Annotated in this window: 26 protein-coding genes; 1 reads left to right on the top strand and 25 read right to left on the bottom strand. The window is 70.0% G+C overall.

The genetic code is table 11. The features are described 5' to 3' along the window. Nucleotides 1-13: 13 nt before the first annotated feature. From nuoL to AB0A95_RS20795, 19 genes are all read right to left on the bottom strand, one after another. A complete protein-coding gene (nuoL, locus tag AB0A95_RS20885; RefSeq protein ID WP_357557422.1) occupies nt 14-1939 on the bottom strand; it encodes an NADH-quinone oxidoreductase subunit L in 1926 nt (641 codons plus the stop codon). A gap of 12 nt (nt 1940-1951) precedes the next feature. Further along, a complete protein-coding gene (nuoK, locus tag AB0A95_RS20880) occupies nt 1952-2269 on the bottom strand; it encodes an NADH-quinone oxidoreductase subunit NuoK (protein WP_357068620.1) in 318 nt (105 codons plus the stop codon). Beyond that, nucleotides 2269-3039 carry an NADH-quinone oxidoreductase subunit J gene (locus AB0A95_RS20875; protein ID WP_357557421.1) on the bottom strand — a complete coding sequence of 257 codons (771 nt, stop codon included), beginning with the start codon at nt 3037-3039 and terminating at the stop codon, nt 2269-2271. Before AB0A95_RS20875 ends, nuoK begins: the two co-directional genes overlap by 1 nt. After that, nucleotides 3036-3677 carry an NADH-quinone oxidoreductase subunit NuoI gene (gene nuoI / locus AB0A95_RS20870; protein WP_357557420.1) on the bottom strand — a complete coding sequence of 214 codons (642 nt, stop codon included), beginning with the start codon at nt 3675-3677 and terminating at the stop codon, nt 3036-3038. The genes AB0A95_RS20875 and nuoI overlap by 4 nt, the downstream gene beginning before the upstream one ends. A 1-nt stretch (nt 3678) precedes the next feature. Beyond that, entirely contained in the window at nt 3679-5031 is a 1353-nt protein-coding gene (nuoH, locus tag AB0A95_RS20865) for an NADH-quinone oxidoreductase subunit NuoH (RefSeq protein WP_357557419.1), read from the bottom strand. Beyond that, nucleotides 5028-7535: an NADH-quinone oxidoreductase subunit G gene (locus AB0A95_RS20860; RefSeq protein WP_357557418.1), complete on the bottom strand. Its 2508-nt coding sequence runs from the start codon at nt 7533-7535 to the stop codon at nt 5028-5030. The genes nuoH and AB0A95_RS20860 overlap by 4 nt, the downstream gene beginning before the upstream one ends. Then, nucleotides 7535-8851 (bottom strand): NADH-quinone oxidoreductase subunit NuoF, encoded by a 1317-nt coding sequence (nuoF, locus tag AB0A95_RS20855; RefSeq protein WP_357557417.1) that lies wholly within the window; start codon nt 8849-8851, stop codon nt 7535-7537. Before nuoF ends, AB0A95_RS20860 begins: the two co-directional genes overlap by 1 nt. After that, nucleotides 8848-10017 (bottom strand): NADH-quinone oxidoreductase subunit NuoE, encoded by a 1170-nt coding sequence (gene nuoE / locus AB0A95_RS20850; RefSeq protein ID WP_357557416.1) that lies wholly within the window; start codon nt 10015-10017, stop codon nt 8848-8850. The genes nuoF and nuoE overlap by 4 nt, the downstream gene beginning before the upstream one ends. Further along, nucleotides 10014-11339 (bottom strand): NADH-quinone oxidoreductase subunit D, encoded by a 1326-nt coding sequence (locus tag AB0A95_RS20845; protein ID WP_357557415.1) that lies wholly within the window; start codon nt 11337-11339, stop codon nt 10014-10016. The genes nuoE and AB0A95_RS20845 overlap by 4 nt, the downstream gene beginning before the upstream one ends. Nucleotides 11340-11376: 37 nt before the next feature. Beyond that, nucleotides 11377-12114: an NADH-quinone oxidoreductase subunit C gene (locus AB0A95_RS20840; protein WP_357557414.1), complete on the bottom strand. Its 738-nt coding sequence runs from the start codon at nt 12112-12114 to the stop codon at nt 11377-11379. Beyond that, nucleotides 12111-12788: an NADH-quinone oxidoreductase subunit B gene (locus AB0A95_RS20835; protein WP_030486262.1), complete on the bottom strand. Its 678-nt coding sequence runs from the start codon at nt 12786-12788 to the stop codon at nt 12111-12113. Before AB0A95_RS20835 ends, AB0A95_RS20840 begins: the two co-directional genes overlap by 4 nt. Before the next feature lie 12 nt (nt 12789-12800). Continuing rightward, nucleotides 12801-13166, bottom strand: a complete 366-nt coding sequence (locus tag AB0A95_RS20830) for an NADH-quinone oxidoreductase subunit A (RefSeq protein WP_110565037.1) — start codon at nt 13164-13166, stop codon at nt 12801-12803. A 135-nt stretch (nt 13167-13301) separates the two neighbouring features. Beyond that, the gene (locus tag AB0A95_RS20825; RefSeq protein ID WP_357557413.1) at nt 13302-14579 is read right to left on the bottom strand and encodes a geranylgeranyl reductase family protein; all 1278 of its coding nucleotides are present in this window, start codon (nt 14577-14579) and stop codon (nt 13302-13304) included. A gap of 139 nt (nt 14580-14718) precedes the next feature. Beyond that, a complete protein-coding gene (locus AB0A95_RS20820; RefSeq protein ID WP_357557412.1) occupies nt 14719-14943 on the bottom strand; it encodes a hypothetical protein in 225 nt (74 codons plus the stop codon). A 79-nt stretch (nt 14944-15022) separates the two neighbouring features. Further along, nucleotides 15023-15733 (bottom strand): demethylmenaquinone methyltransferase, encoded by a 711-nt coding sequence (locus AB0A95_RS20815; protein ID WP_357557411.1) that lies wholly within the window; start codon nt 15731-15733, stop codon nt 15023-15025. A gap of 153 nt (nt 15734-15886) precedes the next feature. Further along, nucleotides 15887-17185 carry an LPXTG cell wall anchor domain-containing protein gene (locus tag AB0A95_RS20810; protein WP_357557410.1) on the bottom strand — a complete coding sequence of 433 codons (1299 nt, stop codon included), beginning with the start codon at nt 17183-17185 and terminating at the stop codon, nt 15887-15889. 425 nt (nt 17186-17610) lie between these two features. Continuing rightward, the gene (gene mqnC / locus AB0A95_RS20805) at nt 17611-18801 is read right to left on the bottom strand and encodes a cyclic dehypoxanthinyl futalosine synthase (protein WP_357557409.1); all 1191 of its coding nucleotides are present in this window, start codon (nt 18799-18801) and stop codon (nt 17611-17613) included. A gap of 454 nt (nt 18802-19255) precedes the next feature. Continuing rightward, nucleotides 19256-19459: a DUF397 domain-containing protein gene (locus tag AB0A95_RS20800; protein ID WP_357557408.1), complete on the bottom strand. Its 204-nt coding sequence runs from the start codon at nt 19457-19459 to the stop codon at nt 19256-19258. A 6-nt stretch (nt 19460-19465) separates the two neighbouring features. Next, a complete protein-coding gene (locus tag AB0A95_RS20795) occupies nt 19466-20314 on the bottom strand; it encodes a helix-turn-helix transcriptional regulator (RefSeq protein ID WP_357557407.1) in 849 nt (282 codons plus the stop codon). 141 nt (nt 20315-20455) lie between these two features. On the opposite strand from AB0A95_RS20795, the gene AB0A95_RS20790 reads away from it, so the two are divergent. Next, entirely contained in the window at nt 20456-20827 is a 372-nt protein-coding gene (locus AB0A95_RS20790; RefSeq protein ID WP_357557406.1) for a hypothetical protein, read from the top strand. A 34-nt stretch (nt 20828-20861) separates the two neighbouring features. Here the strand turns inward: AB0A95_RS20790 and AB0A95_RS20785 are convergent, their stop codons facing one another. The 6 genes from AB0A95_RS20785 to paaA all read right to left on the bottom strand — a co-directional run bounded on the left by AB0A95_RS20785 (nt 20862) and on the right by paaA (nt 25047). Next, nucleotides 20862-21263 (bottom strand): hypothetical protein, encoded by a 402-nt coding sequence (locus AB0A95_RS20785; RefSeq protein ID WP_357557405.1) that lies wholly within the window; start codon nt 21261-21263, stop codon nt 20862-20864. Next, nucleotides 21260-22396, bottom strand: a complete 1137-nt coding sequence (gene paaE, locus AB0A95_RS20780; protein WP_357557404.1) for a 1,2-phenylacetyl-CoA epoxidase subunit PaaE — start codon at nt 22394-22396, stop codon at nt 21260-21262. Before paaE ends, AB0A95_RS20785 begins: the two co-directional genes overlap by 4 nt. After that, nucleotides 22393-22866, bottom strand: coding sequence for a 1,2-phenylacetyl-CoA epoxidase subunit PaaD (paaD, locus tag AB0A95_RS20775; RefSeq protein ID WP_357557468.1), 474 nt, complete (start codon nt 22864-22866; stop codon nt 22393-22395). Before paaD ends, paaE begins: the two co-directional genes overlap by 4 nt. An 86-nt stretch (nt 22867-22952) precedes the next feature. Then, the gene (gene paaC, locus AB0A95_RS20770; RefSeq protein ID WP_357557403.1) at nt 22953-23678 is read right to left on the bottom strand and encodes a 1,2-phenylacetyl-CoA epoxidase subunit PaaC; all 726 of its coding nucleotides are present in this window, start codon (nt 23676-23678) and stop codon (nt 22953-22955) included. Further along, on the bottom strand, nt 23675-23962 hold the full coding sequence (gene paaB, locus AB0A95_RS20765) for a 1,2-phenylacetyl-CoA epoxidase subunit PaaB (protein WP_355027413.1): 288 nt from the start codon (nt 23960-23962) through the stop codon (nt 23675-23677). Before paaB ends, paaC begins: the two co-directional genes overlap by 4 nt. Then, nucleotides 23959-25047, bottom strand: a complete 1089-nt coding sequence (paaA, locus tag AB0A95_RS20760; protein WP_357557402.1) for a 1,2-phenylacetyl-CoA epoxidase subunit PaaA — start codon at nt 25045-25047, stop codon at nt 23959-23961. The genes paaB and paaA overlap by 4 nt, the downstream gene beginning before the upstream one ends. Between the last annotated feature and the right edge of the window lie 318 nt (nt 25048-25365).

The following is a 25365-nucleotide window of genomic DNA, read 5'->3' as shown; positions in this document are numbered from 1 at the left end:
GTATTGCGGTCGATCACGCCAACCACCCCGCCTGCACCGCCAGGAACGCCGCCATCACCAGCAGCGCACCGGCGAGGATCGAGGTGGCGTACGAGCGGACGAAGCCGGTCTGCATCCGCCGGAGCCGACCCGAGCCACCGCCGACCGCGGCGGCGAGCCCGTTGACCAGCCCGTCGATGCCCCGGTTGTCGAGGTAGACGAGCGCCCGGGTGAGGAAGATGCCCGGCTTCTCGAAGATCGCCTCGTTGACCGCGTCCGCGTACAGGTTGCGCCGGGCGGCGGTGACCAGGACCCCGGCCGGCTGCGGCGCGGTGGCCGTGCCGGCCCGGAACAGGAACCAGGCCAGGCCCGCGCCGAGCACTGTCACCAGCAGCGAGAGCGTGGTGATCACGGCGTGCGAGAGGACCGCCTCGTGCTCCGCGTGCTCGCCACCGAGCCCGGCGGTCGCCGTCAACCAGTCGGGCACCGACGTGGAGAGCAGGAAACCGGCGCCGACGGAACCGGCCCCCAGCAGGATCAGCGGGATGGTCATCAGCCTCGGCGACTCGTGCGGGTGCTCGATGTCCTCGGTCCACCGCTTCGGCCCGTGGAAGGTGAGCACGAACAGCCGGGTCATGTAGAAGGCGGTGAGCCCCGCGCCGAGCAGCGCCGCCCCGCCGAAGAGCCAGGCGGTCCAGTCCTCCCGCTCGAAGGCGGCCACGATGATCGGCTCCTTGGAGAAGAAGCCGGAGAACGGAAACATGCCGATGATGGCCAGCCAGCCCATCATGAAGGTCAACCAGGTGACCTTCATGTACGTCGACAGCCCGCCGAAGCGGCGGATGTCGACCTGGTCCTTCATCCCGTGCATCACCGAACCGGCGCCCAGGAACATGTTGGCCTTGAAGAACCCGTGCGCGAGCAGGTGCACGATGGCCAGCGCGTACGCCCCGCCGCCGAGGCCGACGCCGAGGAACATGTAGCCGATCTGGCTCACCGTCGACCAGGCGAGCACCCGCTTGATGTCGTCCTTGGCCGCGCCGATGACGCAGCCCATCAGCAGGGTGAGCGCGCCGACGCTGACCACCACGAGCTGGAGCGTCGAGTTGGCGGAGAAGACCGGGTTGGAACGGGCGATCAGGTAGACGCCCGCGGTGACCATGGTCGCCGCGTGGATGAGCGCCGACACCGGGGTGGGGCCCTCCATCGCGTCCGGCAGCCACGCCTGGAGGGGGAACTGACCGGACTTGCCGGCCGCGCCGAGCAGCAGCAACAGACCGAGGACCAGCACTGTGGTGCCGGTCAGCGAACCGACACCGTTGAACACCTCGTCGTACTGGGTGGTGCCCAGGGTGGCGAACATGATGAAGATGCCGATGGCCAGGCCGGCGTCGCCGACCCGGTTCATCAGGAACGCCTTCTTGCCGGCGGTGGCCGCGCTCGGCCGCTCGGTCCAGAAGGAGATCAGCAGGTACGACGCCAGACCGACGCCCTCCCAGCCGAAGTACAGCATCACGTAGTTGTTGCCGAGCACCAGCAGCAGCATCGCCGCGACGAACAGGTTGAAGTACGCGAAGAACCGGCGACGACCCCCGTCGTGCGCCATGTACTCCACCGCGTACAGGTGGATCAGGAAGCCCACCCCGGTGATCAGCAGTACGAAGACCGCGGCCAGCGGGTCGAACAGCAGGCCGAAGTCGACGCGCAGGTCACCGACCGCGATGAAGTCCCAGAGGCTCAGCTCGACCGACTTGTTCTCCAGGCCACGCAGCTGGAAGAAGAAGCTCAGGCCGAGCACGAACGCGGCGCCGATGGCGGCGACGCCCAACCAGTGCCCCCAGCGGTCGGCCCGGCGGCCGAGCAGCAGCAGGATGGCCGCGCTGAGCAGCGGGATCGCCACCAGCAGCCAGACGCCCCCGAGCAGCCCCGTGGCCTGGGCGTATTCCACAGTCTCTTCCACCGGTGGACCCCTCTAGTACTTGAGCAGGTTGGCGTCGTCGACGCTCGCCGAGCGTCGCGTCCGGAAGATGGACATGATGATCGCGAGCCCGACCACGACCTCGGCCGCCGCCACCACCATCACGAAGAACGCCATGATCTGGCCGTTGAGGTCACCGTTGATCCGGCTGAAGGTGACCAGCGTCAGGTTGGCCGCGTTGAGCATCAGCTCCACGCACATGAACAGCACTATCGCGTTGCGCCGGATCAGCACCCCGGCGGCGCCGATGGTGAACAGCACCACGGCGAGCACGAGGTAGTAGGTCGGCTCGACCGAGAAGAACGATCCCATTACTTGTCCGTACCCTTCAGCGAGGTCTCCTCGGCGGTCAGCTCACGCTGCGGAAGGATCGCCGGGGTGCTGCGGTCGGTCAGGCGGCCGTCGGGCAACCGTGCCGGAGTGGCCACCGACGAGGAGGTCGCGAAGACGCCCGGCCCCGGCTTCGGACCGGGGTAGTTGCCCGGGGCGAAGCGTGCCTTCATTGTCGACACCTGGTCGACCTTGTCCTGCTTACGCCGCTCGACGTGGGCCAGCACCATGGCACCGACCGCCGCGGTGATCAGCAGGGCCGAGGTCAGCTCGAACGCGAAGACGTACTTGGTGAACAGCAGCCGGGCGATGCCCTGCACGTTGCCCTCGGTGTTGGCCTGCTCCAGGCCGACCGCGTTGGTCCGGTCCAGTGCCTGGTAGAGACCGGTGCCGACCAGGCCGGCGAAGCCCAGGCCGAGCACGATCGCGGCGACCCGCTGGCCGCGCAGCGTCTCGATCAGCGAGTCGGTGGAGTCGCGACCGACGAGCATCAGCACGAACAGGAAGAGCATCATGATCGCGCCGGTGTAGACGATGATCTGCACCATGCCGATGAACGGCCCGGCCTGGAGCACGTAGAACACGCCCAGACAGAGCATTGTCAGCACCAGCCACAGCGCCGAGTGCACGGCGTTGCGCGCGGCCACCATCCCGATCCCGCCGATCAGCGCGAGCGGGGCGAGGATCCAGAAGGTGACCGCCTCGCCGCCGGAGACCGAACCGGCGGCGGCGAGCACCGTAGACGTGGTCATTCTCCCTCTCCCTTGCCGGCCGCGACGCGCTGGGCGGCCTGCTCGGCGCCCGGGAACGTCACGCCGGGGTGCTCCTCGACCCGGTAGCGGCCGGGGCCCATCGGGGACGTCTCCGCACCGGCGGAGGTGCCCGGGTTGTCCAACGCGCCGACGTAGTAGTCCTTCTCGCTGTCACCCAGCCGCATCGGGTGCGGCGGCTGCTCCATGCCCTCAAGCAGTGGCGCGAGCAGCTGCTCCTTGGTGAAGATCAGGTCCTGCCGGTTGTCCCGGGCCAGCTCGTACTCGTTGCTCATGGTGAGCGACCGGGTCGGGCAGGCCTCGATGCACAGCCCGCAGAAGATGCACCGGGCGTAGTTGATCTGGTAGATGCTGGCGTACCGCTCACCCGGCGAGAAGCGCTGCTCGTCGGTGTTGTCGCCACCCTCGACGTAGATCGCGTCCGCCGGGCAGGCCCACGCGCACAGCTCGCAGCCGATGCACTTCTCCAGGCCGTCCGGGTGCCGGTTGAGGATGTGCCGCCCGTGGTAGCGCGGCGCCGACACCGGCGGCTTGAACGGGTAGTCGGTGGTGACGACCTTCCTGAACATGTGCGAGAAGGTGACACCGAATCCCTTGAACGTTCCGGTGATCGCGCCCACGTCACACCTCCCTGGAGTCCGAGCCGGCAACGATGTTGGCCGGCTCCCGCTCGGCGACCACGCGCGTGATGCGCGGGCTCGGTGGTACCTGAAGATCCATCGGCGGCAGCGGGAAGCTCCCGTACGGCCGGTTGTCGACCTGCTCCTGCGTCGTCGGCTTCACCTTCGGACGCCGGCTGGGCCAGAAGATCGTGACGAGCAGCAGGATGCCGGCCGGAACGCCGACGGCGATGACCTTGCCGCGCGAGTCCCAGTCCTCGATGGACCGCAGGCCCGACAGGACCAGGATCCAGACCAGGTTGATCGGCAGCAGCACCTTCCAACCGAGGCGCATGAACTGGTCGTAGCGCAGCCGGGGCAGCGTGCCGCGCAGCCACACGAAGACGAAGACCAGCGCGATCACCTTGCCGAAGAACCAGAGCATCGGCCACCAACCGGAGTTGGCGCCCTCCCACAACGTGATCGGCCACGGTGCGCGCCAACCGCCGAGGAACAGCGTGGTGGTGACCGCGGACATGGTCACCATGGCGACGTACTCGCTGAGCATGAAGAGCGCGAACTTCAGCGAGCTGTACTCCGTCATGAAGCCCGCGACCAGCTCGGACTCGGCCTCGGGCAGGTCGAACGGCGCCCGGTTGGTCTCACCGACCGTGGCGATGAAGAAGATGACGAAGCTGGGCAGCAGCAGGATCGCGTACCAGCCCGGTGCCGGGATCTCGGTGCCGAAGATGGTCAGCCGGGTGGCGTCGCCCTGAGCGGCGACGATCCCGCTGGTGCTCATCGTGCCGGCGGTCATGAAGACCGCCACGATGCTCAGGCCCATGGCGACCTCGTAGGAGATCATCTGGGCGCTCGACCGCAGACCGCCGAGGAGCGGGTACGTCGAGCCGGAGGCCCAACCACCCAGCACGATGCCGTAGACGCCCATCGACGAACAGGCCAGCAGCAGCAGCACCGCCACCGGCACGTCGGTGACCTGCAACGGCGTGTGGTGGCCGAAGATGCTCACCATCGGGCCGAACGGCACCACCGACAGGGCGGTGACCGCGCAGATCACCGAGATGGTCGGGGCGAAGAAGTAGACGACCTTGTCGGCCGCCTTCGGGAGGATGTCCTCCTTGAAGGCCATCTTCAGGCCGTCGGCGAGGGTCTGGAGCAGCCCGAACGGGCCGACCTGGTTGGGGCCGGGCCGCACCTGCATGTAGCCGACCACACGCCGCTCGAACCAGACGCCGAGCAGGGTGGCCAACAGACCGAAGGCGAACGCGAAGACGATCTTGCCGAGAACCAGCCACCACGGATCCCGACCGAAGTCGGCAAGCGTCGGATCCTGGGCCAGGATTGACGAAGTCACTGGTTACCCCCGGAGTTGAGGAGCGGACCCGGGAAACCGGTCTCGTCGGCCGCCGCGCGCCCGGCCGGGATGGCCGGACTCGCCGCGGGGACGGAGATCCGGACGACCGCGCCGGACGTCGCCCCGAGGCTGCGTCGCACTGTCGATCCCGGTGAGTTGGTCGGCAGCCAGACGACGCCGTCCGGCATTTCGGTGAGCTCGGCCGGCAGGGTCAGCGCCCCCCGGTCCGTGCCGACCGTGACCGCGTCGCCGTCGGCGACACCGAGTGCGTCGGCGGTGCCCTTGCCCAGCCGGACCACCGGCGGGCGAGCGGTGCCGGCGAGGTTCTCGTCACCCTCGGTCAGACTGCCGAGGTCCACAAGTTGGTGCCAGGTCGCCAACACGGCCTCCCCGGCGCCCGGGTGCGGCACCCGGCCCGGCTCAACAGACGGCGCGGACGGCCGAGTCGTCCGCGTCGCCGGCAGCCCGCCCAGCTCGCGACGCACGCTCGGCACGTCCGCGGTGCCGAGCCGCACGTCGAGCAGCGCGGCCAGCGCGTCGAGCACCCGACCATCGGTCATCGCGGCGGTGGTCAGCACCGCCTCGAACGGGCGCAGCCGACCCTCCCAGTCCAGGAAGCTACCGGCCTTCTCGGCCACCGGGGCGATCGGCAGCACCACGTTCGCCCGCCGGGTCACCGCGGTGGGGCGCAGCTCCAGGCTGACCAGGAACGGCACCGCGTCCAGGGCGGACTCGGCAAGTCGCGGGTCGGCCAGGTCGGCCGGGTCGACACCGCCGACGACCAGGGCGCCGAGCTGCCCGTTGGCAGCGGCGGTCAGGATGCCGTCGGTGTCGCGACCGGCCTGGCTCGGGATCACCCCGGCCGGGATGTCCCACGCCTCACCCAGCTCGGCCCGCGCGGCCGGCTCGGTGACCAGCCGGCCACCGGGGAGCAGGTTGGGCAGGCAGCCCGCGTCGACAGCGCCGCGGTCACCCGCGCGCCGCGGCACCCAGGCCAGCTTCGCGCCGGTACGCCGGGCCACGTCCGCCGCCGCGGAGAGCCCGCCCGGCACACTCGCCAACCGCTCGCCGACGATCAGGATCGCGCCGGGTGCGCTCAGCGCCTCGGCGACAGTGGCGTGCTCGGCGAGCACGCTGGCCTCCTCGCCCGGCACGACCCGGGCCAGCTTGGCGCCGAGCTTCTCCAGGCCGCGGGTGGCGAACGGCGCCAGCGCGTACACCGTCAGGGTCTTCTTCAGGTACGCCTTGCGCAGCCGCAGGAAGAGGATCGGGCACTCCTCCTCCGGCTCCAGGCCGACGAGCACCACCGCCGGCGCGTTCTCCACGTCGGTGTAGGTGACGTCGGTGACCCCGGCGACCGAGCTGGCCAGGAAGTCGGCCTCCTCGCGGGAGACCGGCCGGGCCCGGAAGTCGATGTCGTTGGTGTTCAACGCGACCCGGGCGAACTTCGCGTACGCGTACGCGTCCTCGACGGTCAGCCGACCACCGGTGAGCACCGCGGTGCCCTGCCCGCCCTCCCGAGCGGCGTGCAGCCCCTCGGCGGCCACGGTGAGCGCCTCGCTCCAGGACGCCTCGCGCAGCTCACCGGTGCGCTCGTCGCGCACCAGCGGAGTGGTCAGCCGGTCGGTGGCCCGGGTGTACTGGAAACCCCACCGGCCCTTGTCGCAGTTCCACTCCTCGTTGACCTGCGGCTCGTCGCCGGCCAGCCGGCGCAGCACCTTGCCGCGTCGCCAGTCGGTGCGCTGCCCGCAGCCGGCCGAGCAGTGCTCGCAGACGCTCGGGCTGGAGACCAGGTCGAACGGGCGGGCCCGGAACCGGTACTGCGCACCGGTCAGCGCACCCACCGGGCAGATCTGCACGGTGTTGCCGGAGAAGTAGGAGTTGAACGGCACGTCGCCGGCGTTGCCCTCCTCGCCGTACGCGTCGTCCCGGTAGATGTTGATCTCCTCGGCGGACGACCGGCCCATCAGGTCGATGAACTTGTCGCCGGCGATCTCCTCGGAGAACCGGGTGCACCGCTGACAGAGGACACAGCGCTCGCGGTCCAGCAGCACCTGGCTGCTGATCGCCATCGGCTTCTCGTACTCCCGCTTGTGCTCGTGGAAGCGCGAGTCGGTGCGGCCGGTGGACATCGCCTGGTTCTGGAGGGGGCACTCGCCGCCCTTGTCACACATCGGGCAGTCCAGTGGGTGGTTGAGCAGCAGCAGCTCCATCACCCCCTCCTGCGCCTTCTTGGCGACCGGCGAGGTGAGCTGGGTGCGGACCACCATGCCGTCGGCGACGGTCTGGGTGCAGGAGGCCACCGGCTTGCGCTGGCCCTCCACCTCGACCAGGCACTGCCGGCACGCGCCGGCCGGGGCCAGCAGCGGGTGGTCGCAGAACCGGGGGATCTCGGTGCCGATCTGCTCGGCGGCCCGGATCAGCAGCGTCCCCTTGGGGGCGGTGACCTCGACGCCGTCGATGGTGAGCGTGACGGTCTCGGTCTGCTTGGCTACGTCGGTCATTAGTGGGCTCCCACCAGCTGCTTGTCCGACAGCTTCGGCGCGGTACGTCCCTCGATGTAGTCGAGGTAGTCCTGCTTGAAATACTTCAGAGACGAGGTCACCGAGCTGGTCGCGCCGTCACCCAGACCGCAGAACGAGCGGCCCAGGATGTTGTCGCAGGTGTCCAGCAGGGTGTCCAGGTCCTCGTGGGTGCCCTGGCCGGCGAGGATCCGCCGGTAGACCCGGACCATCCAGTAGTTGCCCTCGCGGCACGGGGTGCACTTGCCGCACGACTCGTGGTGGTAGAACTCCAACCACCGGTACGTCGCGTAGACCGGGCAGTCCTGGTCGGAGAAGATCTGGGTGGCCGTGGTGCCGAGGATCGAGCCGGCCGCCGCCACCCCCTCGAAGTCCAGTGGCACGTCCAGGTGCTCGGCGGCGAGCAGCGGGGTCGACGAGCCGCCCGGGGTCCAGAACCGCAGGTTGTGGCCGGGCTGCATCCCGCCGGCCAGCTCCAGCAGCTCGCGCAGCGTGATGCCCATCGAGCACTCGTACTGGCCCGGGTTGACGATCCGACCGGACAGCGAGTAGATCATCGGCCCGGAGGACTTCTCGGTGCCCATGCTCTTCCACCAGTCGGCGCCACCGAGCACGATCGGCGGCACGCTGGCGATGGTGCCGACGTTGTTGACCACCGTCGGGCTGGCGTACAGGCCGTGGGTGGCCGGGAACGGCGGGCGCAGCCGAGGCTGGCCCCGGAACCCCTCCAGTGAGTCCAGTAGTGCCGTCTCCTCGCCGCAGATGTACGCCCCGGCGCCGGAGTGCACCACCAGCTCCAGGTCGTAGCCGCTGCGCAGGATGTTGCGGCCCAGGTAGCCCTTGTCGTACGCCTCCTGGACGGCGTTGCGCAGCCGACGTGCGGCGTGCACCGCCTCGCCCCGGATGTAGATGTAGGCGCGGCTGGCCCGGATCGCGTACGACGCGATGATCACGCCCTCGACCAGCGCGTGCGGGTCATGGGTCATCAGCGGCAGATCCTTGCAGGTGCCCGGCTCGCCCTCGTCGGCGTTGACCACCAGGTAGTGCGGCTTGCCGTCGCCCTGCGGGATGAAGCCCCACTTGAGACCGGTCGGGAAGCCCGCGCCACCCCGGCCCCGCAGCCCGGAGTCCTTGATCAACTGGATCAGGTCGTCCGGGTGGGCCTTCAGTGCCTTGCGCAGGGCGGCGTAACCGTCGAGCTGCTCGTACGTGCCGATGCGCCAGGCGTCCGGCGACAGCCAGCGCTTGGTCAGCACCGGCGTCAGCTTGGCCACGGTCTCCGGGCGGGGAGTTGTCACTTCTGGGCCCCCGTTTCGTTCGCGTCCGCCGGACCGACGCCGTCGGCGTCCGTACCAGCCTTCGCTTCGGTGAGGTTGCGCTCCTGCGCCCCGGCCTCGTCGCCGGCGGGCTTGCCGTCGCCGGCCGGCGCGTTGGCCGCCACGCCGACAGCCTCGGCCGACCGCGCGTCGCGCGGCTCGGCTGCGGTGCCGTCCGTCGGGACCCTGGTGCCCGGGGCGTCCGGCACCGCCGTGCCCGCGTCCGGCTGCCGGGTCTCGGCGGTACGCACCTGCGGCGACTTGTCGTCCGGTGCCTTGACGTCCGGTGCGGTGCTGCCGCTCGCGGCGGCGGCGGGAGCCGGCTCGCCGGCACCGGCGTTGCCCGGCGTCGGGGCGGACGCACCGTCGCCACCCTTGACCGGGGCCGCGCTGGCCTCGACGGGTGCCGGCTTGGCGGCCTCCGCCTTCGCCTTCGCCTCGGCGGCGGCCTTGTCCGCCTCCGCCTTGCTCCGGATCGGGGTGTTCGGGTCGAAGCCCGGCACCGAGACGCCGTGCTCCTGGGCCAGCCGCAGCCCGCGCAGGGTCGGCTCGCCCGGGTCGCCGTCGGCGACAGCGCCGTCGCGCTCGTCGGCGAAACCGGCGAGCTGCACCGCCATCTCCTTGAGCGTGCAGAGCCGGGCGCCCCGGGTCGGCATCGGCCGCCCACCCGCGCGCAGCTCGTCGACCACACCGACCGCCGTCGACGGATCCACGCCGTCGAAGAAGTCGTAGTTGACAGTCATCACCGGGCCGTAGTCGCACGCCGCCAGACACTCGGCGTGCTCCAGCGTGATCGTGCCGTCGCCGGTCGTCTCGTCGTGCCCGACGCCCAGGTGCTCGGACAGGGTGTCGTAGACCTCCTGGCCACCGAGCACGTTGCACATGGTGTTGGTGCAGACGCTGACCAGGAAGTCACCAGTCGGCTTGCGCTTGTACATCGTGTAGAAGGTGGCCACCGCACCGACCTGGGCCTTGTTCAGCCCCAACACCTCGGCACAGAACGCGACACCGGCCGGGGACACGTACCCCTCCTCGGCCTGCACCAGGTGCAGCAGCGGCAGCAACGCCGAGCGGGACCGGTCCGCCGGGTAACGGGCGATGATCTCGCGCGCCCGATCCCGGGTCTCGTCAGTGAAAGTCGTCGTCATCTGTCACACCCACCCATCACCGGGTCCAGAGAGGCACCGCCAGCGATCACGTCGGCGATCAGGCCGCCCTCGGCCATCGCCGGGAGGGCCTGGAGGTTGACGAAGCTCGGCTCCCGGTAGTGCACCCGGTACGGCCGGGTGCCACCGTCGGAGACCGCGTGCACGCCCAACTCGCCGCGGGGCGCCTCGATGGCGACGTACACCTGGCCGGGCGGAACCCGGAAGCCCTCGGTCACCAGCTTGAAGTGGTGGATCAGCGACTCCATCGACTGACCCATGATCTTCGCGACGTGCTCCAGCGAGTTGCCCATGCCGTCCACGCCGATGGCGAGCTGCGCCGGCCACGCGATCTTGCGGTCGGCGACCATGACCGGGCCCGGGCGGAGCCGGTCCAGGGCCTGCTCGACAAGCTTCATCGACTCGCGGATCTCGGCGAGCCGGACCTGGTAGCGGCCCCACACGTCACCGTCGGGGTGGGTCGGCACGTCGAACTCGTACGTCTCGTAACCGCAGTACGGCATGGTCTTGCGCAGGTCCCAGGCGAGGCCGGCGGAACGCAGCACCGGGCCGGTGATGCCGAGAGCCACGCAGCCGGTGACGTCCAGCACCGCGACGTTCTTCGTCCGCTCGGTCCAGATCGGCTGGCCGGAGAGCAGGTCCTCGTACTCCTTGAGCTTCTTCGGCATCATCTTGAGGAACTCGCGGATCTTGACGATCGCGTCGTCCGGCACGTCCTGCGCCACACCGCCCGGCCGCACGTACGCGTGGTTCATCCGCAGGCCGGTGATGGTCTCGAAGATGTCGAGGATGTACTCCCGCTCGCGGAAGCCGTACAGCATGATCGAGATCGCGCCCAGCTCCATCCCGGTGGTGGCCAGCCAGACCAGGTGCGACGAGATCCGGTTGAGCTCCATCATCAGCACGCGGATGGTGGTGGCCCGCTCGGTGATGTCGTCGGTGATGCCGAGCAGCTTCTCGACCGCGAGGGCGTACGCCGTCTCGTTGAAGATCGGGGCCAGGTAGTCCATCCGGGTCACGAACGTCGAGCCCTGGACCCAGTTGCGGTATTCGAGGTTCTTCTCGATGCCGGTGTGCAGGTAGCCGATGACGGACCGGGCCTCGCGGACCGTCTCGCCCTCCAGCTCCAGGATCAGCCGCAGCACCCCGTGCGTGGACGGGTGCTGCGGACCCATGTTGACGACGATCCGCTCGTCGTTGATCGGGTCGGTGCCCGAGACGATGGTGTCCCAGTCCCCGCCGGTGACGGTGAAGACCCGGCCCTCTTCGGTCTCGCGCTCGCTGGCGTAGTTCGACGTCGTCACAGTGCCGGCCCTCCGATCGCGACTGCACTCCTCGCGCTCACTGGTACGACCTCCGCTCGTTCGGCGGCTGGATCTCCGCGCCCTTGTACTCGACGGGGACACCGCCGAGCGGGTAGTCCTTGCGCTGCGGGTGGCCCTCCCAGTCGTCCGGCATGAGGATCCGGGTCAGGTTGGGGTGACCGTCGAAGACGATGCCGAACATGTCGTACGCCTCCCGCTCCTGCCAGTCCGCGGTCGGGTAGACGGCCGTCACGCTGGGCAGGTGCGGGGCCGCCACGGAGACCGCGGCCTCCAGCCGGACCCGCCGCCGGTACGTCATCGAGGTGAGCAGGTAGACCACGTGCAGCCGGCGCTCGTCGGCGCCCAGGTAGTCCACGCCGGACACCGAGGAACACAGCTCGAACCGCAGCGCCAGGTCGTCCCGCAGCACCTGGCAGACCTCGGCGATCCGCTCCGGCCGGACGTGCAGGGTCAGCTCGCCCCGGTCGACAACGACCTTCTCGATCGCGTCACCGAAGGCCGGGTACGCCTCCTCCAGCGCGTCGCGGACCTCGTCGAAGTAGCCCCCGTACGGCCGGGAAGCATCCTCGATGGGCTGGCGCTGGCGGACCAGGCCGCCGTAGCCGGACACGTCGCCGGTGCCGTGGTTGCCGAACATCCCGCGCCCGGCCGGGCTGGACGGCGGCAACTCGGCGGGGGCACCGCTCGTGGCGCCGGCCGGCACCACCGGCAGCGGTACGCCGCCGTCGTTGGGCTTGTCCGTGGGTGACGTCATTTGGGGCCTGCCTGCGGGTGGAGGTGGTTCTGAGCGTTCATCCAGTTCTCGATGCGCAGCTGCTCCTCGCGGCCCTCGCGGACCGCCCGGGTCCACTCGGCACGCCGGGCCTTGTCGCTGCGGTACGACGAGGGCATGGAGCCGTAGGGCACGACCGGAACGTCGCCGCGCTCCTGACGAGCCGCCAGCATCTTGCGGCCGTTCGGGCCCAGCGGCTCATACATGATCTTCTCGCGGAGCTTGAGGATCGCGTCGATGAGCATCTCCGGCCGGGGCGGGCAGCCGGGCAGGTACATGTCGACAGGCACCACGTGGTCGACGCCCTGCACGATCGCGTAGTTGTTGAACATGCCGCCGCTGCTGGCGCAGACGCCCATGGAGAGCACCCAGCGGGGCTCGGCCATCTGGTCGTAGATCTGGCGCAGCACCGGAGCCATCTTCTGGCTCACCCGGCCGGCCACGATCATCAGGTCGGCCTGCCGGGGGGACGCCCGGAAGACCTCCATGCCCCAACGGCCCATGTCGTAGTGCGGACCACCGGCGGCCATCATCTCGATGGCGCAGCAGGCCAGGCCGAAGGTCGCGCCCCACACGGACGACTTCCGGGACCAGTTGACCAGCTTCTCCACCGAGGTGAGCAGGACGCCGGCGGGGAGCTTCTCCTCGATGCCCATGACGTTCCTTCCTCAGTCCCAGTCCAGGCCGCCGCGCCGCCACACGTAGGCGTACGCAACGAAGACCGCGACGATGAACAGGACCATCTCCACGAAGCCGAAGATCGGCAGAGCGTCGAACGTGACCGCCCAGGGGTAGAGGAAGATGATCTCGATGTCGAAGACGATGAAGAGCATCGCCGTCAGGTAGAACTTGATCGGGAACCGGCCGCCGCCGACCGGCTGCGGGCTGGGCTCGATGCCGCACTCGTAAGCCTCGAGTTTGGCCTTGTTGTAGCGACGGGGCCCGGCGAAGCGGGCGGCGCCGACGGAAAACAGCGAGAACGCCGCGGCGAGGGCGAACAGCCCGATGATCGGTGCGTAAGGCGAGAGCGACATCGTTTTCTCCTGCTCGTCCTTCCCTGCCCTCGGTGCTTGACAAAAATCACACTATTCACGTCCCTCGCAGAGGCAGTCGGCGGGGGTCGATCTTTGTCAGCATCGGGGCTGTGACCAGCACCGATGCCGTCCTACTCAGACAGCTGGCGCGGCCTTCGTCATCGCGTTGATGACCCGGTCCATCGCATCCCCACCACGTGGGTCGGTCAGGTTGGCCAACAGCTTGAGCACGAAACGCATCAGCGTCGGGTGCGGCATGCCGTGTTTGGTGGCGATCCGCATGATCTCGGGGCGGCCGATCAGTTTCACGAAGATGCCGCCCAACCGGTAGTAGCCGCCGAGCCGGGCCTTCAACTCGTTCGGGTACGCCAGCAGCGCGCGCTCCCGCTCCGGGCCGGCGGGCCGGGCGAGCGCCTGGACCGCGACCTCTGCGGCCAGCTCACCGGACTCCATCGCGTACGCGATGCCCTCGCCGTTGAACGGGTTGACCATGCCGCCCGAGTCGCCGACCAGCAGCACACCACGGGTGTAGTGGGGCACCCGGTTGAAGCCCATCGGCAGCGCGGCCCCGAGGATCGGACCGTCGGCGTTGGCCTCGTCGGTCATCCCCCAGTCTTCCGGGGTGTTGGCGAGCCAGTCGGTGAGCAGCCGGCGGTAGTTGGTCTTGCCGAACGCCGAGGACGAGTTGAGCACGCCGAGGCCGACGTTGACCCGCCCGTCGCCGAGGCCGAAGATCCAGCCGTACCCGGGCAGCAGGTTGTCGCCGCTGTCCTTGCTGCGCAACTCCAGCCAGGACTCCAGGTAGTTGTCCTCGTGCTTGGCCGGCGAGCGGTAGTAGCGGCGGACGGCCACGCCGATCGGCCGGTCCTCCCGCTTGGCCAGCCCGAGCGCGAGCGGGAACCGGCCGGAGACGCCGTCGGCCGCGACGACGAGCGGGGCGTGGAAGGTGGTCGGCTCCTTACCCGGGCCGACCTCCGCCTCGACGCCGGTGACCCGGCCGTCACCGTCGAGCACCGGGCCCAACACGTTGACGTTGGTGCGCAGCTTGGCGCCGGCGGCCACCGCCCGCTGCGCCAGCAGGTCGTCGAAGTCCAGCCGCGTGCGGACCAGACCGTAGTTGGGGAAGCTGGCCAGCTCGGGCCAGTCCAACTCCAGGCGGACGCCGCCGCCGATGACCCGCAGGCCCCGGTTGTGCAGCCAGCCGGCCTCGGGCGAGGTGTCCACACCCATCCGGATGAGCTGGCGCACCGCACGTGGGGTCAACCCGTCGCCGCAGACCTTCTCCCGGGGGAACTCGGTCTTCTCCAACAACAGCACTCGTACGCCGTGCCGGGCCAGGTGGTACGCGGTCGCTGACCCACCGGGACCGGCGCCCACGACAATGACGTCGGCGTCGTGTTCCACCGCGGTCATTCGCGCCTCCTCCCGCACGCTCGTGAAATGCTTCACAAGCCAGACGGGACGAGTGTATGACCGGCGTCATACCTGCGCAGGATCAGGGGTACCTAACTCGCCGATGTGACAGCCGCTGACCGTCCACAGCGGTCGAGTGTCAGGCCGGGCTGGGTGCGTCCAGGCCCGCATCGACCCGGATGGTCTCCGGCAGATGTTCCCGGAGCGCCCCACCCGCCGCCCGGTCCAGCGCCGCCAACACCTCGGCGACCACCTGCCGGACCTCCACCGGATCGGCTCCCGCCAACGCGCGCAACTGCGCGATGAGTTCGGCCGCGTCGTCGTCGGTGGCGGCCACCGGGTCCGCCGGGTCTACTCCGGTCATGCGAACGAGCGTACGGCGCAAAGTGGACTAAAAACCCATATTCACGAAACCTGAGCAATGTCCGCGTCGGTTGCTCCGACTACTCGCGGATCCCCCGGTGCAGAGCCACCACACCACCTGTCAGGTTGCGCCACGCGACCCGGCCCCACCCGGCCGCCGCGACCCGTCCGGCCAGCGCCTCCTGCGCCGGCCAGGCCCGAACCGACTCGGCCAGGTACACATAGGCGTCGGGGTTGCTCGACACCGTGCGGGCGACCACCGGCAGCGACCGCATCAGGTACGACAGGTAGACCGTCCGGAAGACCGGGTTGACCGGGGTGCTGAACTCGCACACCACGAGCCGTCCGCCCGGCCGGGTCACCCGCGCCAACTCCCGCAGTGCCGCGTCGGTGTCGCTGACGTTGCGCAGCGCGAAGGAGATGGTCACCGCGTCGAAGCTGGCGTCGGCGAACGGCAGCCGCAACGCGTCGCCGGCCAGCAGCGGCACCTCGGGACGGACCCGCTTGCCCGCGTACAGCATGCCCAGCGACAGGTCAGCACCCACCGCGTACGCCCCGGACTGCGCCAACTCCCGGGTCGAGACGCCGGTGCCCGCGCCCACGTCCAGCACCCGCTCGCCCGGCCGCAGCCCGAGCGCCGACCGGGTGGCCCGACGCCAGGACCGGTCCTGGCCGAAGGAGATCACGGTGTTGGTCAGGTCGTAGCGCTCCGCCACGCCATCGAACATCGCGGCGACCTCGTGCGGCTGCTTGTCCAGACTGGCGCGCTGGCCCTGCGGGGAACGGCTCACCCCTCCACTCTGCCAGCCGCCCGCCAACCGGCCCTCATGGGGTACGCGAACGGGCGGGGTGGTCACCCACCCCGCCCGTCCGTCGTACCTGCGTCCGCACACCGGCCGTCGGCGCGCGCCAGTTGTCGCGACGCCTCGTCAGCGTGTCACCTGTCAGTCGGTCGGCTTCTCGTCGCTCGGGGCGACCAGGACGACCTTGCGCCGCCGGGACAGCACCAGCAGCGCACCGCCGACCAGCAGGATGAGACCACCGATGCCGCCGATCAGGCCGACCTGCACACCGGTGACCGGCAGACCGCCACCACCGGAGCCGCCAGCACCGGCAGTCGGCGACGTGGTCGTACCCGGCGTCGCCGTGCCGCCCGGGGTGGGCGTGCCGCCCGGCGTCGGGGTGGCCGTCCCGCCCGGGGTCGGCGTGGCCGTGGCCGTGGGCGTCGGGGTGACGGTGGGGCTCGGGGTCGGCTGGGCAGTCAGGTCGACGAAGACGTCGAAGATCGCCTGGTTGTCACCCTCGTCGACCTCGGTGAAGGCCTTCCGCTGGGCGCTGCTCGCCACCTCGGGCCGCTCCTCGGGCTGACCCGTCGCGGCGTCGAGACCCTGCGCGACGAGTTCGCCGACCCGCAGCACCGGCTCGGTGACGTTCGTGCCGACCGTCACCTTGACGTCCGCCGTGTAGTACTCACCGGGCTTGATCACCGCGCCGTCGTCCTGGCAGAGCGCCTGGGCGACGTCGGCGAAGGTCTGCGCCACGCAGGTGTCCGGCAGCGTGGCGAAGGTGACCCCGACCGGGAGCGTGAGCACGTAGGACAGGCCGGTGGCCTTGCGGCTGCCGTCGTTGTAGACCGCCCAGTCCAGCGGCACCGTCTCGCCGCGCTTGACCGGCCGCAGGTCGGGGTCGTCGCCCTGGACGCCGTTCACCACGACGTTCGCGTAGACGTCCTGCACCCAGCTGGTCAGGTCGTAGCCGGGCTTGCCGACGGTGATGTCGTGCTCGACCCTGTTGTCCTTCTTCTTGGGGTCGGCGGTGGCCGAGGTGATGGTGACCACGAGCGTGCCGGCCTCGCCGCGCGCGCCCGTGGAGAACAGCGGAATGCCGAAGTCCTCGCTGGTGCCGGCCGGCACGTCGCCGAGCGGGCAGCTGAACGTCTTGCCCTTCACCTGGCAGCCGTCGGGCACGACGACCCCGACCACGCTGTTCAGCAACCTGCTGCTGTCCACGGTGTAGCTGACGCCCTTGGCGGCGACAGTGCTCCGGGTGTTGTCGACGAGGAACTTGAACGGCTTGGCCTTGGCCGCCTTGACGCCCTTGGCCAGCTCCGAGCTGAGCGGCACCAGGGCCAGGTCGGCCTTGTCGGCGGCCTGCGCCGGGGCGGCCACGGTGGCCAGGCCACCGGCCGCGAGCACTGCCACAACGCCGGCGCGGGCCAGGGCCGAGCGGTGGAACGCTGTCATCGGTCCCCCGGGGGGTAGGGAAAGAAAGAGTGGTTGCGGAACGAGCGGACGCTATCGAAGGTCGATCACGCACGCCAGCACGCGGGACCCTTTTCATCCGTCCGGCCCGGGGTCCGCAGACGGTACGGGCGGGATGGTCACCCATCCCGCCCGTACCGCCGTGCGTTATATGAACGACCCGCAACGGGCCGATGGAGGACAGCCCACGAACGACCATCAGACCACCCGCCACCAGCACGATCGCGCTGAATCACCGGTCGCCGGCGATGACGGATATGAGCCGGGACGCTAGCCGCCGACGATCATCTCCACCACCCCTGCGGCGGACAGCCTGACGCTGCGGCGGACGGGACCACCCGTACCGCCGGGGTCAGCCGGCAGGAGCATGAGCCTCGATCAGCCGAACGGCCGGGCGTCGAGCCGCGTCAGTTGAGCTCGACAAGTGGCAGGGACCGGCCCGCGCCACCGCCGGGGAGCGCGATCGAGGAGAAGTGTGAGACCACCCGCTCGTCGGTCGGGTCGTCGGCCGGCGTGTGGTGCACGGCGAGCCGGTTGTAGAGGGTGTCACGCTGCGCGGGAATCCGGTCCGCCGAGCGGATCATGCCGATCAGCTCGTGCAGGTTGGAGCGGTGCCGCGCACCGGCCGAGGAGATCACGTTCTCCTCCAGCATGATCGAGCCGAGGTCGTCCACGCCCATGTGCAGCGCGAGCTGACCGACGTCCTTGCCGGTCGTCAGCCAGGACGCCTGGAGGTGCGGCACGGTCTCGAAGAAGAGCCGGGCCACCGCGACGAGACGCAGGTATTCCAGCGTGGTCGCCTGGGTGCGGCCCTTGAGGTGGTTGTTCTCCGGCTGGTACGTCCACGGGATGAAGGACCGGAACCCGCGGGTGCGGTCCTGCACGTCCCGGATCATGCGCAGGTGCTCGATCCGCTCGGCGTGCGTCTCGCCGGTGCCCATCATCATGGTGGCGGTCGACTCGATGCCCTGCCGGTGCGCCAGCTCCATGACCTCCAGCCAGCGCTCGCCCGACTCCTTGAGAGGCGCGATGGCCTTCCGCGGCCGCTCCGGCAGCATCTCCGCGCCGGCGCCCGCGATCGAGTCCAGACCAGCGATCTTGATCCGGGCGATGGCCTCGTCCAGGCTCACGCCGGAGACCTTCGCCATGTGCAGGATCTCGCTGGGGCCGATCGAGTGGATGACCAACTGCGGGTACGCCTGCTTGACCGAGGAGAACAGCTCCTCGTAGTACTCGACGCCGTAGTCCGGGTGGTGGCCACCCTGGAGCATCACCTGGGTGGCGCCCAGCTCGACCGCCTCACCGCACCGGCGCAGGATCTCCTCGGTCGGGTGGGTCCACCCTTCCTGGTGCTTGGGCGCCCGGTAGAACGCACAGAACTTGCACGCCGTCACACAGACGTTCGTGTAGTTGATGTTGCGATCGATCAGGTACGTGACGACGTTGTCCGGGTAGCGCCGCCGACGCACCGCGTCCGCCGCCTCACCCAACGCGTGGAAGGGCGCCTCGGTGTAGAGCAGCAACGCCTCCTCGGGCGTGATCCGCCCGCCGTCCGCGCCCCGCTGTAGGATGTCGTCGATCTCCCGGCTCACCGTCACGCCCCGAGCGTACGTCGGCGTCAACTCGTCGCGCGGACCTGGGGACGCTGATGTGACCCCCAACGGCGTTCCCCATATATTTTCAAGATCAAAATAATAGGCGTCTGCTCTTCGAGCAGGTGAGAAAGTCGGGGACGTCTGGCAACCTGCGTTACGACCAACTGAGAGCCCACGAGGAGTGCCTGCCGGCCATTCCCGACGCAGTGGCCTGGTGCTGGGCCAGGGGCGGACGCTGGAAGACGTCCGTGCAGCGCGTCGTCAGCGAGACGCGGCAGGTCCGCGCAGGTCCGGGAAACGCGAGACCCGGCTCACCCACCGTCCGGAAGGCTGCCGGGTCCACTTCCAAGGAGCTACTGCCCCTGGCACTTGCCAGGCGACCTCCGCCCGTCGCTTACGGACAAGGAATTCGGGCGCTCCGACTCCCGCGCCCCATCCGGCCCTCCGACGCGTCCGTTCATCCGGAGGAGCGCTCCGACGGCATCCGACCGACAAACCGGGACCAAGCGGCCCGGTCGAAGGCCAGCACCGGCCCGGCCGGGTCCTTCGAGTCGCGTACGGCGATCACGTGGGTCAGCTCGGCGACCTCGACACAGTTGGCGTTCGAGCCGCTGCGGCTGGACTTGCGCCAGGTCGCGCCGGACAGCTCCGCAGTGATCATCGGGGCTCACTCTCGCTCGTGCTCCGTTGCGACCCGCGCAACGAACTCCACCGAATCGACGGGGCTCAGCGCCACCTCGGCCAGCCTATCGGCCTCCCGTCGGAAGTGCGCCACCTGCGGCGCCTCCTCCAGGAACAGCCCGGCCAGCTTGTGGTCCAGATAGACCACGGACCGGTTGCGGGGAAAGTCGAAGAGCGCGAACGACCCGTCCAGCCCGGTGTGCCCACCCACTGCCAGCGGCACCACCTGCAACGTCACGTTCGGCCGCTCCGCGGCCTCGATCAGGTGCCGGAGCTGACGGGCCATGACCCGGTGGCCACCGAGCACCCGGCGCAACACCATCTCGTCGAGCAGCGCGTGCAGCGTCGGCGGCGTGGCCCGGCTCAGGATCGCCTGCCGGCCCAGCCGGGCGGCGACACGCCCCTCCGCCTCGTCCGCCGGCACTCCGCAGCCGACCATCACCGCCTGGGTGTAATCCGGGATCTGCAACAGGCCCGGCACCAGCAGCGGCTCCCAGTTCACGATGCTCGTCGCCTCGGCCTCCAGCCGGATCAGCGTCCGGGACTCGTCGGACAGCCCACCGATCGCCTCCCACCAACCGGTCTCGGCCGACCGCTCGGCCATCCCGAGCAGCCGCTTACGTTCGTCCCCCGTGACGCCGTAGATCACCAGCAGCGAGGCGACATCCGCGGCCAGGATGCCCTGGATGCCGGTCTCCATCCGGGATAATTTGGACGGCTGCCAGCCCAGCCGGATAGCCACCCGGCGCAGCGGCAGTTTGCGCGACTCCCGCAGGTCGCGCAGCTCGCCGCCGAGCCCACGACCGACGACTGTGGGTTGACTGGCCTTCGGCATCCTGATCCTCCGCGTCGATTCCCGGCACGCCGTCACGCTGACGGCATGGACTCGTCGCGTTGAGTATTGACTTGATCTCAGCAACCCGCAACCATGTCAAGCAACGTTGCTGAATCTTGTTTCCCGTACCCGGAGGTTGCGATGCCCGTCCGGACCCACCAGCCCGCCTGGCTGCGACCGTACGATCCCGCCGATTCACCCGGACCGATCCCGTCGGTGATCGCCCGCTTCCGGCGGCATGGACGGCAGGACGAGCCCACCCCAACGGAGGCGGAGCGAGAGGCGAGCCGATACACAGTGGTGCTGGTGCCGCCCGAAGCCGCAGTGGCGCTCGGCGACGACCGGGGCGAGGTCGGCCTGCAACTCTTCCGCGACACCGACTGGGATCACTACCCGGCCCACCTCGACGAGGCGGTCAAGCTGATCGAAGAGGCGTGCGGCGAACGGGTAGCCCTGGTCGAGCACCGCTCCGACCTCACCTACTGGACCGCCCACGTCCGCCCCAACGACTGACGTCGGGCTTACTCAGCTCTCGCGTACCTCGACCTCAGCTCTCGCGTACCTCGACACTGATGCCGTAGCTGTCCCGCAGCTCCGCCGCGAGTACCGGCCCCACGAACGCCGGCACGTGCGCCTCCCACCACTGCCGCTCGGCCGGCCCCGGCATCGGCTGCTCGGACAGCAGCGCGCGGAACCGCTCGTCCGCCGCCCCGATCCGCTCCCGGACCCAGCCCATCTGCGGAAAGTCGCGCAACCGCTCATCGGTCAGCACGGTCTCGATCGCGTGCCGGACGCTCAGGTCGAACCAGTACTCGTCGAGGACGTCGTCGTAGCCGTCCTCGCAGAAGCCGACGAACTGCTCCCACCCCTCCACATAGCCGGTCGGCCGTCGCCCGCCGGTGACCTCGGCGAACCGCTCGACGAACTCCCTGTCGTTCGGCGCGCTCATGCGTCGTAGTCGACAGTGAGCCGGTCGGTGGTCGGGCTGGACTGACAGGTCAGGACGTAACCGGCGGCCAGCTCGTCGGGCTCCAGGGCGTAGTTGCGGGCCATCGTGACCGCCCCGTCGACGACCTTCGCCTTGCAGGTCGAGCAGACACCGCCCTTGCAGGCGTACGGCAACTCGCCGCGCACCTTGAGCGCGGCGTCCAGCACCCGCTCCTCGCGACCCATCGTGAAGCTCGACGACCGGCCGTCAAGCACGATGGTGACCTCGGCCCCGGCACCCGCCTGGTCCACGGCGCGGCGCACCGGCTCGGGCGGCGCGTCGACGTGGAACAACTCGGTGTGCACCGCCGACTCGGGCAGGCCGCGTGCGGTGAGCACGTCCCGCACATCGGTCACCATCCCGTACGGGCCGCAGAGGAACCATTCCTCGATCACGTCGCCCGGCACGATGGTGCCCAGCAGCCGGCCCAGCCGCTCGGCGTCGATCCGCCCGGAGAGCAGCGCCGACTCGCCCTGCTCGCGGGAGAGCACGTGCACCAGGTGCAGCCGGGTGGGATAGCGGTCCTTCAGATCGGCCAACTCCTCGGCGAACATCACAGTGTTGGCCGTGCGGTTGCCGTACACCAGGGTGAAGGTGCTGGCCGGCTCGACGGCCAGGGCGGTCGCGACAAGCGCGAGCACCGGGGTGATCCCGGAGCCGGCGACGACCGCGCCGTAGTGCCGCACCCGGTCCGGCACGAACGCCGTCGTGAAGGTGCCCAACGGCGGCAGCACCTCGACAGTGTCGCCACCACGCAGCGCCCCGCACGCGAACGCCGAGAACGCGCCGCCCGGGATCTCCCGCACCCCGATCCGCAACCGGCCGTGCCGGGCCAGGTCGTCGGGGGTGGAGCAGATGGAGTACGACCGGCGCACGTCCGTGCCATCCGCACCAGCGGAGCTGGTGGCCCCGGCTCCGCCGGGAAGACGCACGGTGAGGTGCTGGCCCGCGCGGAACGCGAAGGTCTCCCGCAGATCCTCGGGTACGGCGAAGGTCACCGCGACAGCATCGTCGGTGAGCCGGTCGACCGCGGCGACCGACAACGGGTGGAAGACCGGCCGGCGGCGGACCGGGCGGGTGATGGTGACAGTCACAGCGCCTTCAGGTGGTCGAAGGGTTCGGAGCAGGACCGGCACCGCCACAGCGCCTTACACGCGGTGGAGCCGAACCGGCTGACCTGCTCAGTCTCCGGTGAGCCGCACTGCGGGCAACGGACCGCGAGGGTCAACGGGACGACACCGGCGGCGGGCACCGGGGACGGCGGGGCGATCCCGGCGGCGGCGAGCTTGGCCCGCCCAGCCGCGGAGATCCAGTCGGTGCTCCACGGTGGGCTGTAGACGGTGCGGACCTCGGCGTCGGCGTGACCGGCGACCGCCAGCGCGCGGCGGATGTCGGTGCGGATCACGTCCATCGCCGGGCAACCGGTGTAGGTCGGCGTGATGGTGACGGTGACCCGACCGCTGGCCGGGTCCTCCTCGACCGCCCGCAGGATGCCCAGCTCGTCGATGGTGATCACCCGGATCTCCGGGTCCACGACGCCGGCCGCGGCCTCCCGCGCGCTCACCGTGCCGCCGGTCACGACAGGCGGGCTCGCGGTCCGCGCGCTCACCGTGCCGCCGGTCACGACAGGCGGGCTCGCGGTCCGCGCGCTCACCACTGCGCTCCGGGATGGGCGCGGTGCAGCACCTGCATCTCGGCGAGCAGGTAGGCCAGGTGCTCGGTGTGCACGCCGTCCCGCCCGCCGGCCGGAGCCCAACCGCTCTCCGGCAGGGTGAGCGTCGCCTCGGCCACCACCGCGCGGACGGTCTCGTCGAACGCCGGCCGCAGGACCGCCGGGTCGACCGGCGCCGCCGGGTCCGCGGCGAACAACTCGTGGGTGTACGGCCACACCTCGTCGACAGCCGCCTGCATGCGACGGTGCGACTCCTCGGTGCCGTCGCCGAGCCGCTTCACCCACAGCGCGCCGTGGTCCAGGTGGTACGCCGACTCCTTGCGCGCCTTCGCGCCGATCGCGGCCAACCGCTCGTCCGCACAACCGGCCAGCGCGGTGTACAGCGGTAGCTGGTACGCCGCCAGAAAGAACAGCTTCGCCATGGTCACCGCGAAGTCGCCGTTGGGCAGCTCGACCAGGAGCGCGTTGCGGAACTCACGGTCGTCGCGCAGGTACGCCAACGCGTCCTCGTCGCGGCCGGCGCCCTCCAGCTCACCCGCGTACGACAGCAGCAGGCGCGCCGCGCCGAGCTGGTCGAGGGCGATGTTGGCAAGTGCGATGTCCTCTTCCATCTCGGGCGCGCGGGTCGTCCACTCGGCCAGTCGTTGCGCCGCGATCAGCGCGTCGTCGCCGAGGGCGAGAGTGAAGTCATAGGGCCCGTTCACAGGTGGGCCACCCCGTCCGGCACCTCGTAGAAGGTGGGGTGGCGGTAGACCTTGTCGGCCGCCGGGTCGAAGAAGGCGTCCTTCTCGTCCGGGCTGGACGCGGTGATCGCGCCGGCCGGCACCACCCAGATCGACACGCCCTCCTGGCGGCGGGTGTACAGGTCGCGGGCGTTGCGCAGGGCCAGCTCGGCATCGGGGGCGTGCAGGCTGCCGACGTGGGTGTGCGACAGCCCACGTCGCGCCCGCACGAAGACCTCCCAGAGCGGCGAGTGTTCGGTCGTCACGCGGCCACCTTCTCCTTCTGTTGCGCCCGCTTCGCGGCGTACGCCGCGGCGGCCTCGCGTACCCATGCGCCGTCGGCGTGCGCGGCCCGCCGGTGGGCCATCCGCTCCCGGTTGCACGGCCCGTTGCCCTTGATGACCTGCATCAGCTCGTCGTAGTCCGGCTGGGTGTAGTCGTACGACTGCCGCTCCTCGTTCCAGCGCAGGTCGGCGTCGGGGATGCGCAGCCCGAGGATCTCGGCCTGCTGGACGCACATGTCGACGAACCGCTGCCGCAGATCGTCGTTCGAGAAACGCTTGATCTTCCAGGACATCGACTGGGCGGAGTGCGTGGAGTCGCCGTCCGGCGGGCCGAACATCGCCAGCGACGGGTACCACCAGCGGTCCACCGCGTCCTGGGCCATCGCCTGCTGCGCCGGGGTGCCGTGCGCGAGGGTGTGCAGGATCTCGTAGCCCTGCCGCTGGTGGAACGACTCCTCCTTGCAGACCCGGATCATCGCTCGGGCGTACGGGCCGTACGAGCAGCGGCACAGCGGCACCTGGTTGACGATCGCCGCGCCGTCCACCAGCCAGCCGATCGCGCCCACGTCGGCCCAGCTCAGAGTGGGGTAGTTGAAGATCGAGCTGTACTTCTGCCGCCCGTCGAGCAGCAGCCGGACCAACTCGTCGCGGCTGATGCCGAGGGTCTCGGCGGCGGCATAGAGATAGAGGCCGTGGCCCGCCTCGTCCTGCACCTTGGCCAGCAGGATCGCCTTGCGCTTGAGCGAGGGCGCCCGGCTGATCCAGTTGCCCTCCGGCTGCATGCCGATGATCTCGGAGTGGGCGTGCTGGGCGATCTGCCGGATCAGCGTCCGGCGGTACGCGTCGGGCATCCAGTCGCGCGGCTCGATCTTCTGCTCGGCGTCGACCACCTCGGCGAAGTACACCGCAAGGTCCTCGTCGGGCGCGGGACCGCCACGCCGCCCGCGCGCCGCCGCCGCGCGCAGCTCCGCCTCGGCGGCCTCGACCTCGCCCAGCAGGCCGCCGGGCGCCTCGTCCGGGGCGCCGTCCAGAGCGCCGTCAGGGGCGGAGAAGTCGTTGCCATACATGATGCCAAGTGTTACAGCTTGCGACGCGTTGCACCAGAGGGGTGTAACAGGAATCCGCGCATCCGATCTGTAGTTGAATGAGCGCTTTGCGCTACCTGATCGGTGCCACCTCGCCGTGACTTAGGCCACGAAACAAAGGTGAAACACAGCAAAAACCTCATAGCGGCCCCATATCCCGCCGTCATCGCCGGTTGCCTGGTGTCGAAACCTGCCAGGTCAGCCAACCGGACGTAGACTTTCGCCGGCACACCGATCGGCTTCAGATGATTGCCACAGTGACAGCGGCCAACTCCCCCGGCCCTGGCGATCCGTCGATCC

This window comes from Micromonospora sp. NPDC049230 (assembly GCF_040647875.1).
In the GTDB taxonomy this organism is placed as follows: domain Bacteria; phylum Actinomycetota; class Actinomycetes; order Mycobacteriales; family Micromonosporaceae; genus Micromonospora.
Note: the sequence above shows the minus strand (reverse complement) of the source record. Positions and strands in the feature narration are given on the sequence as shown.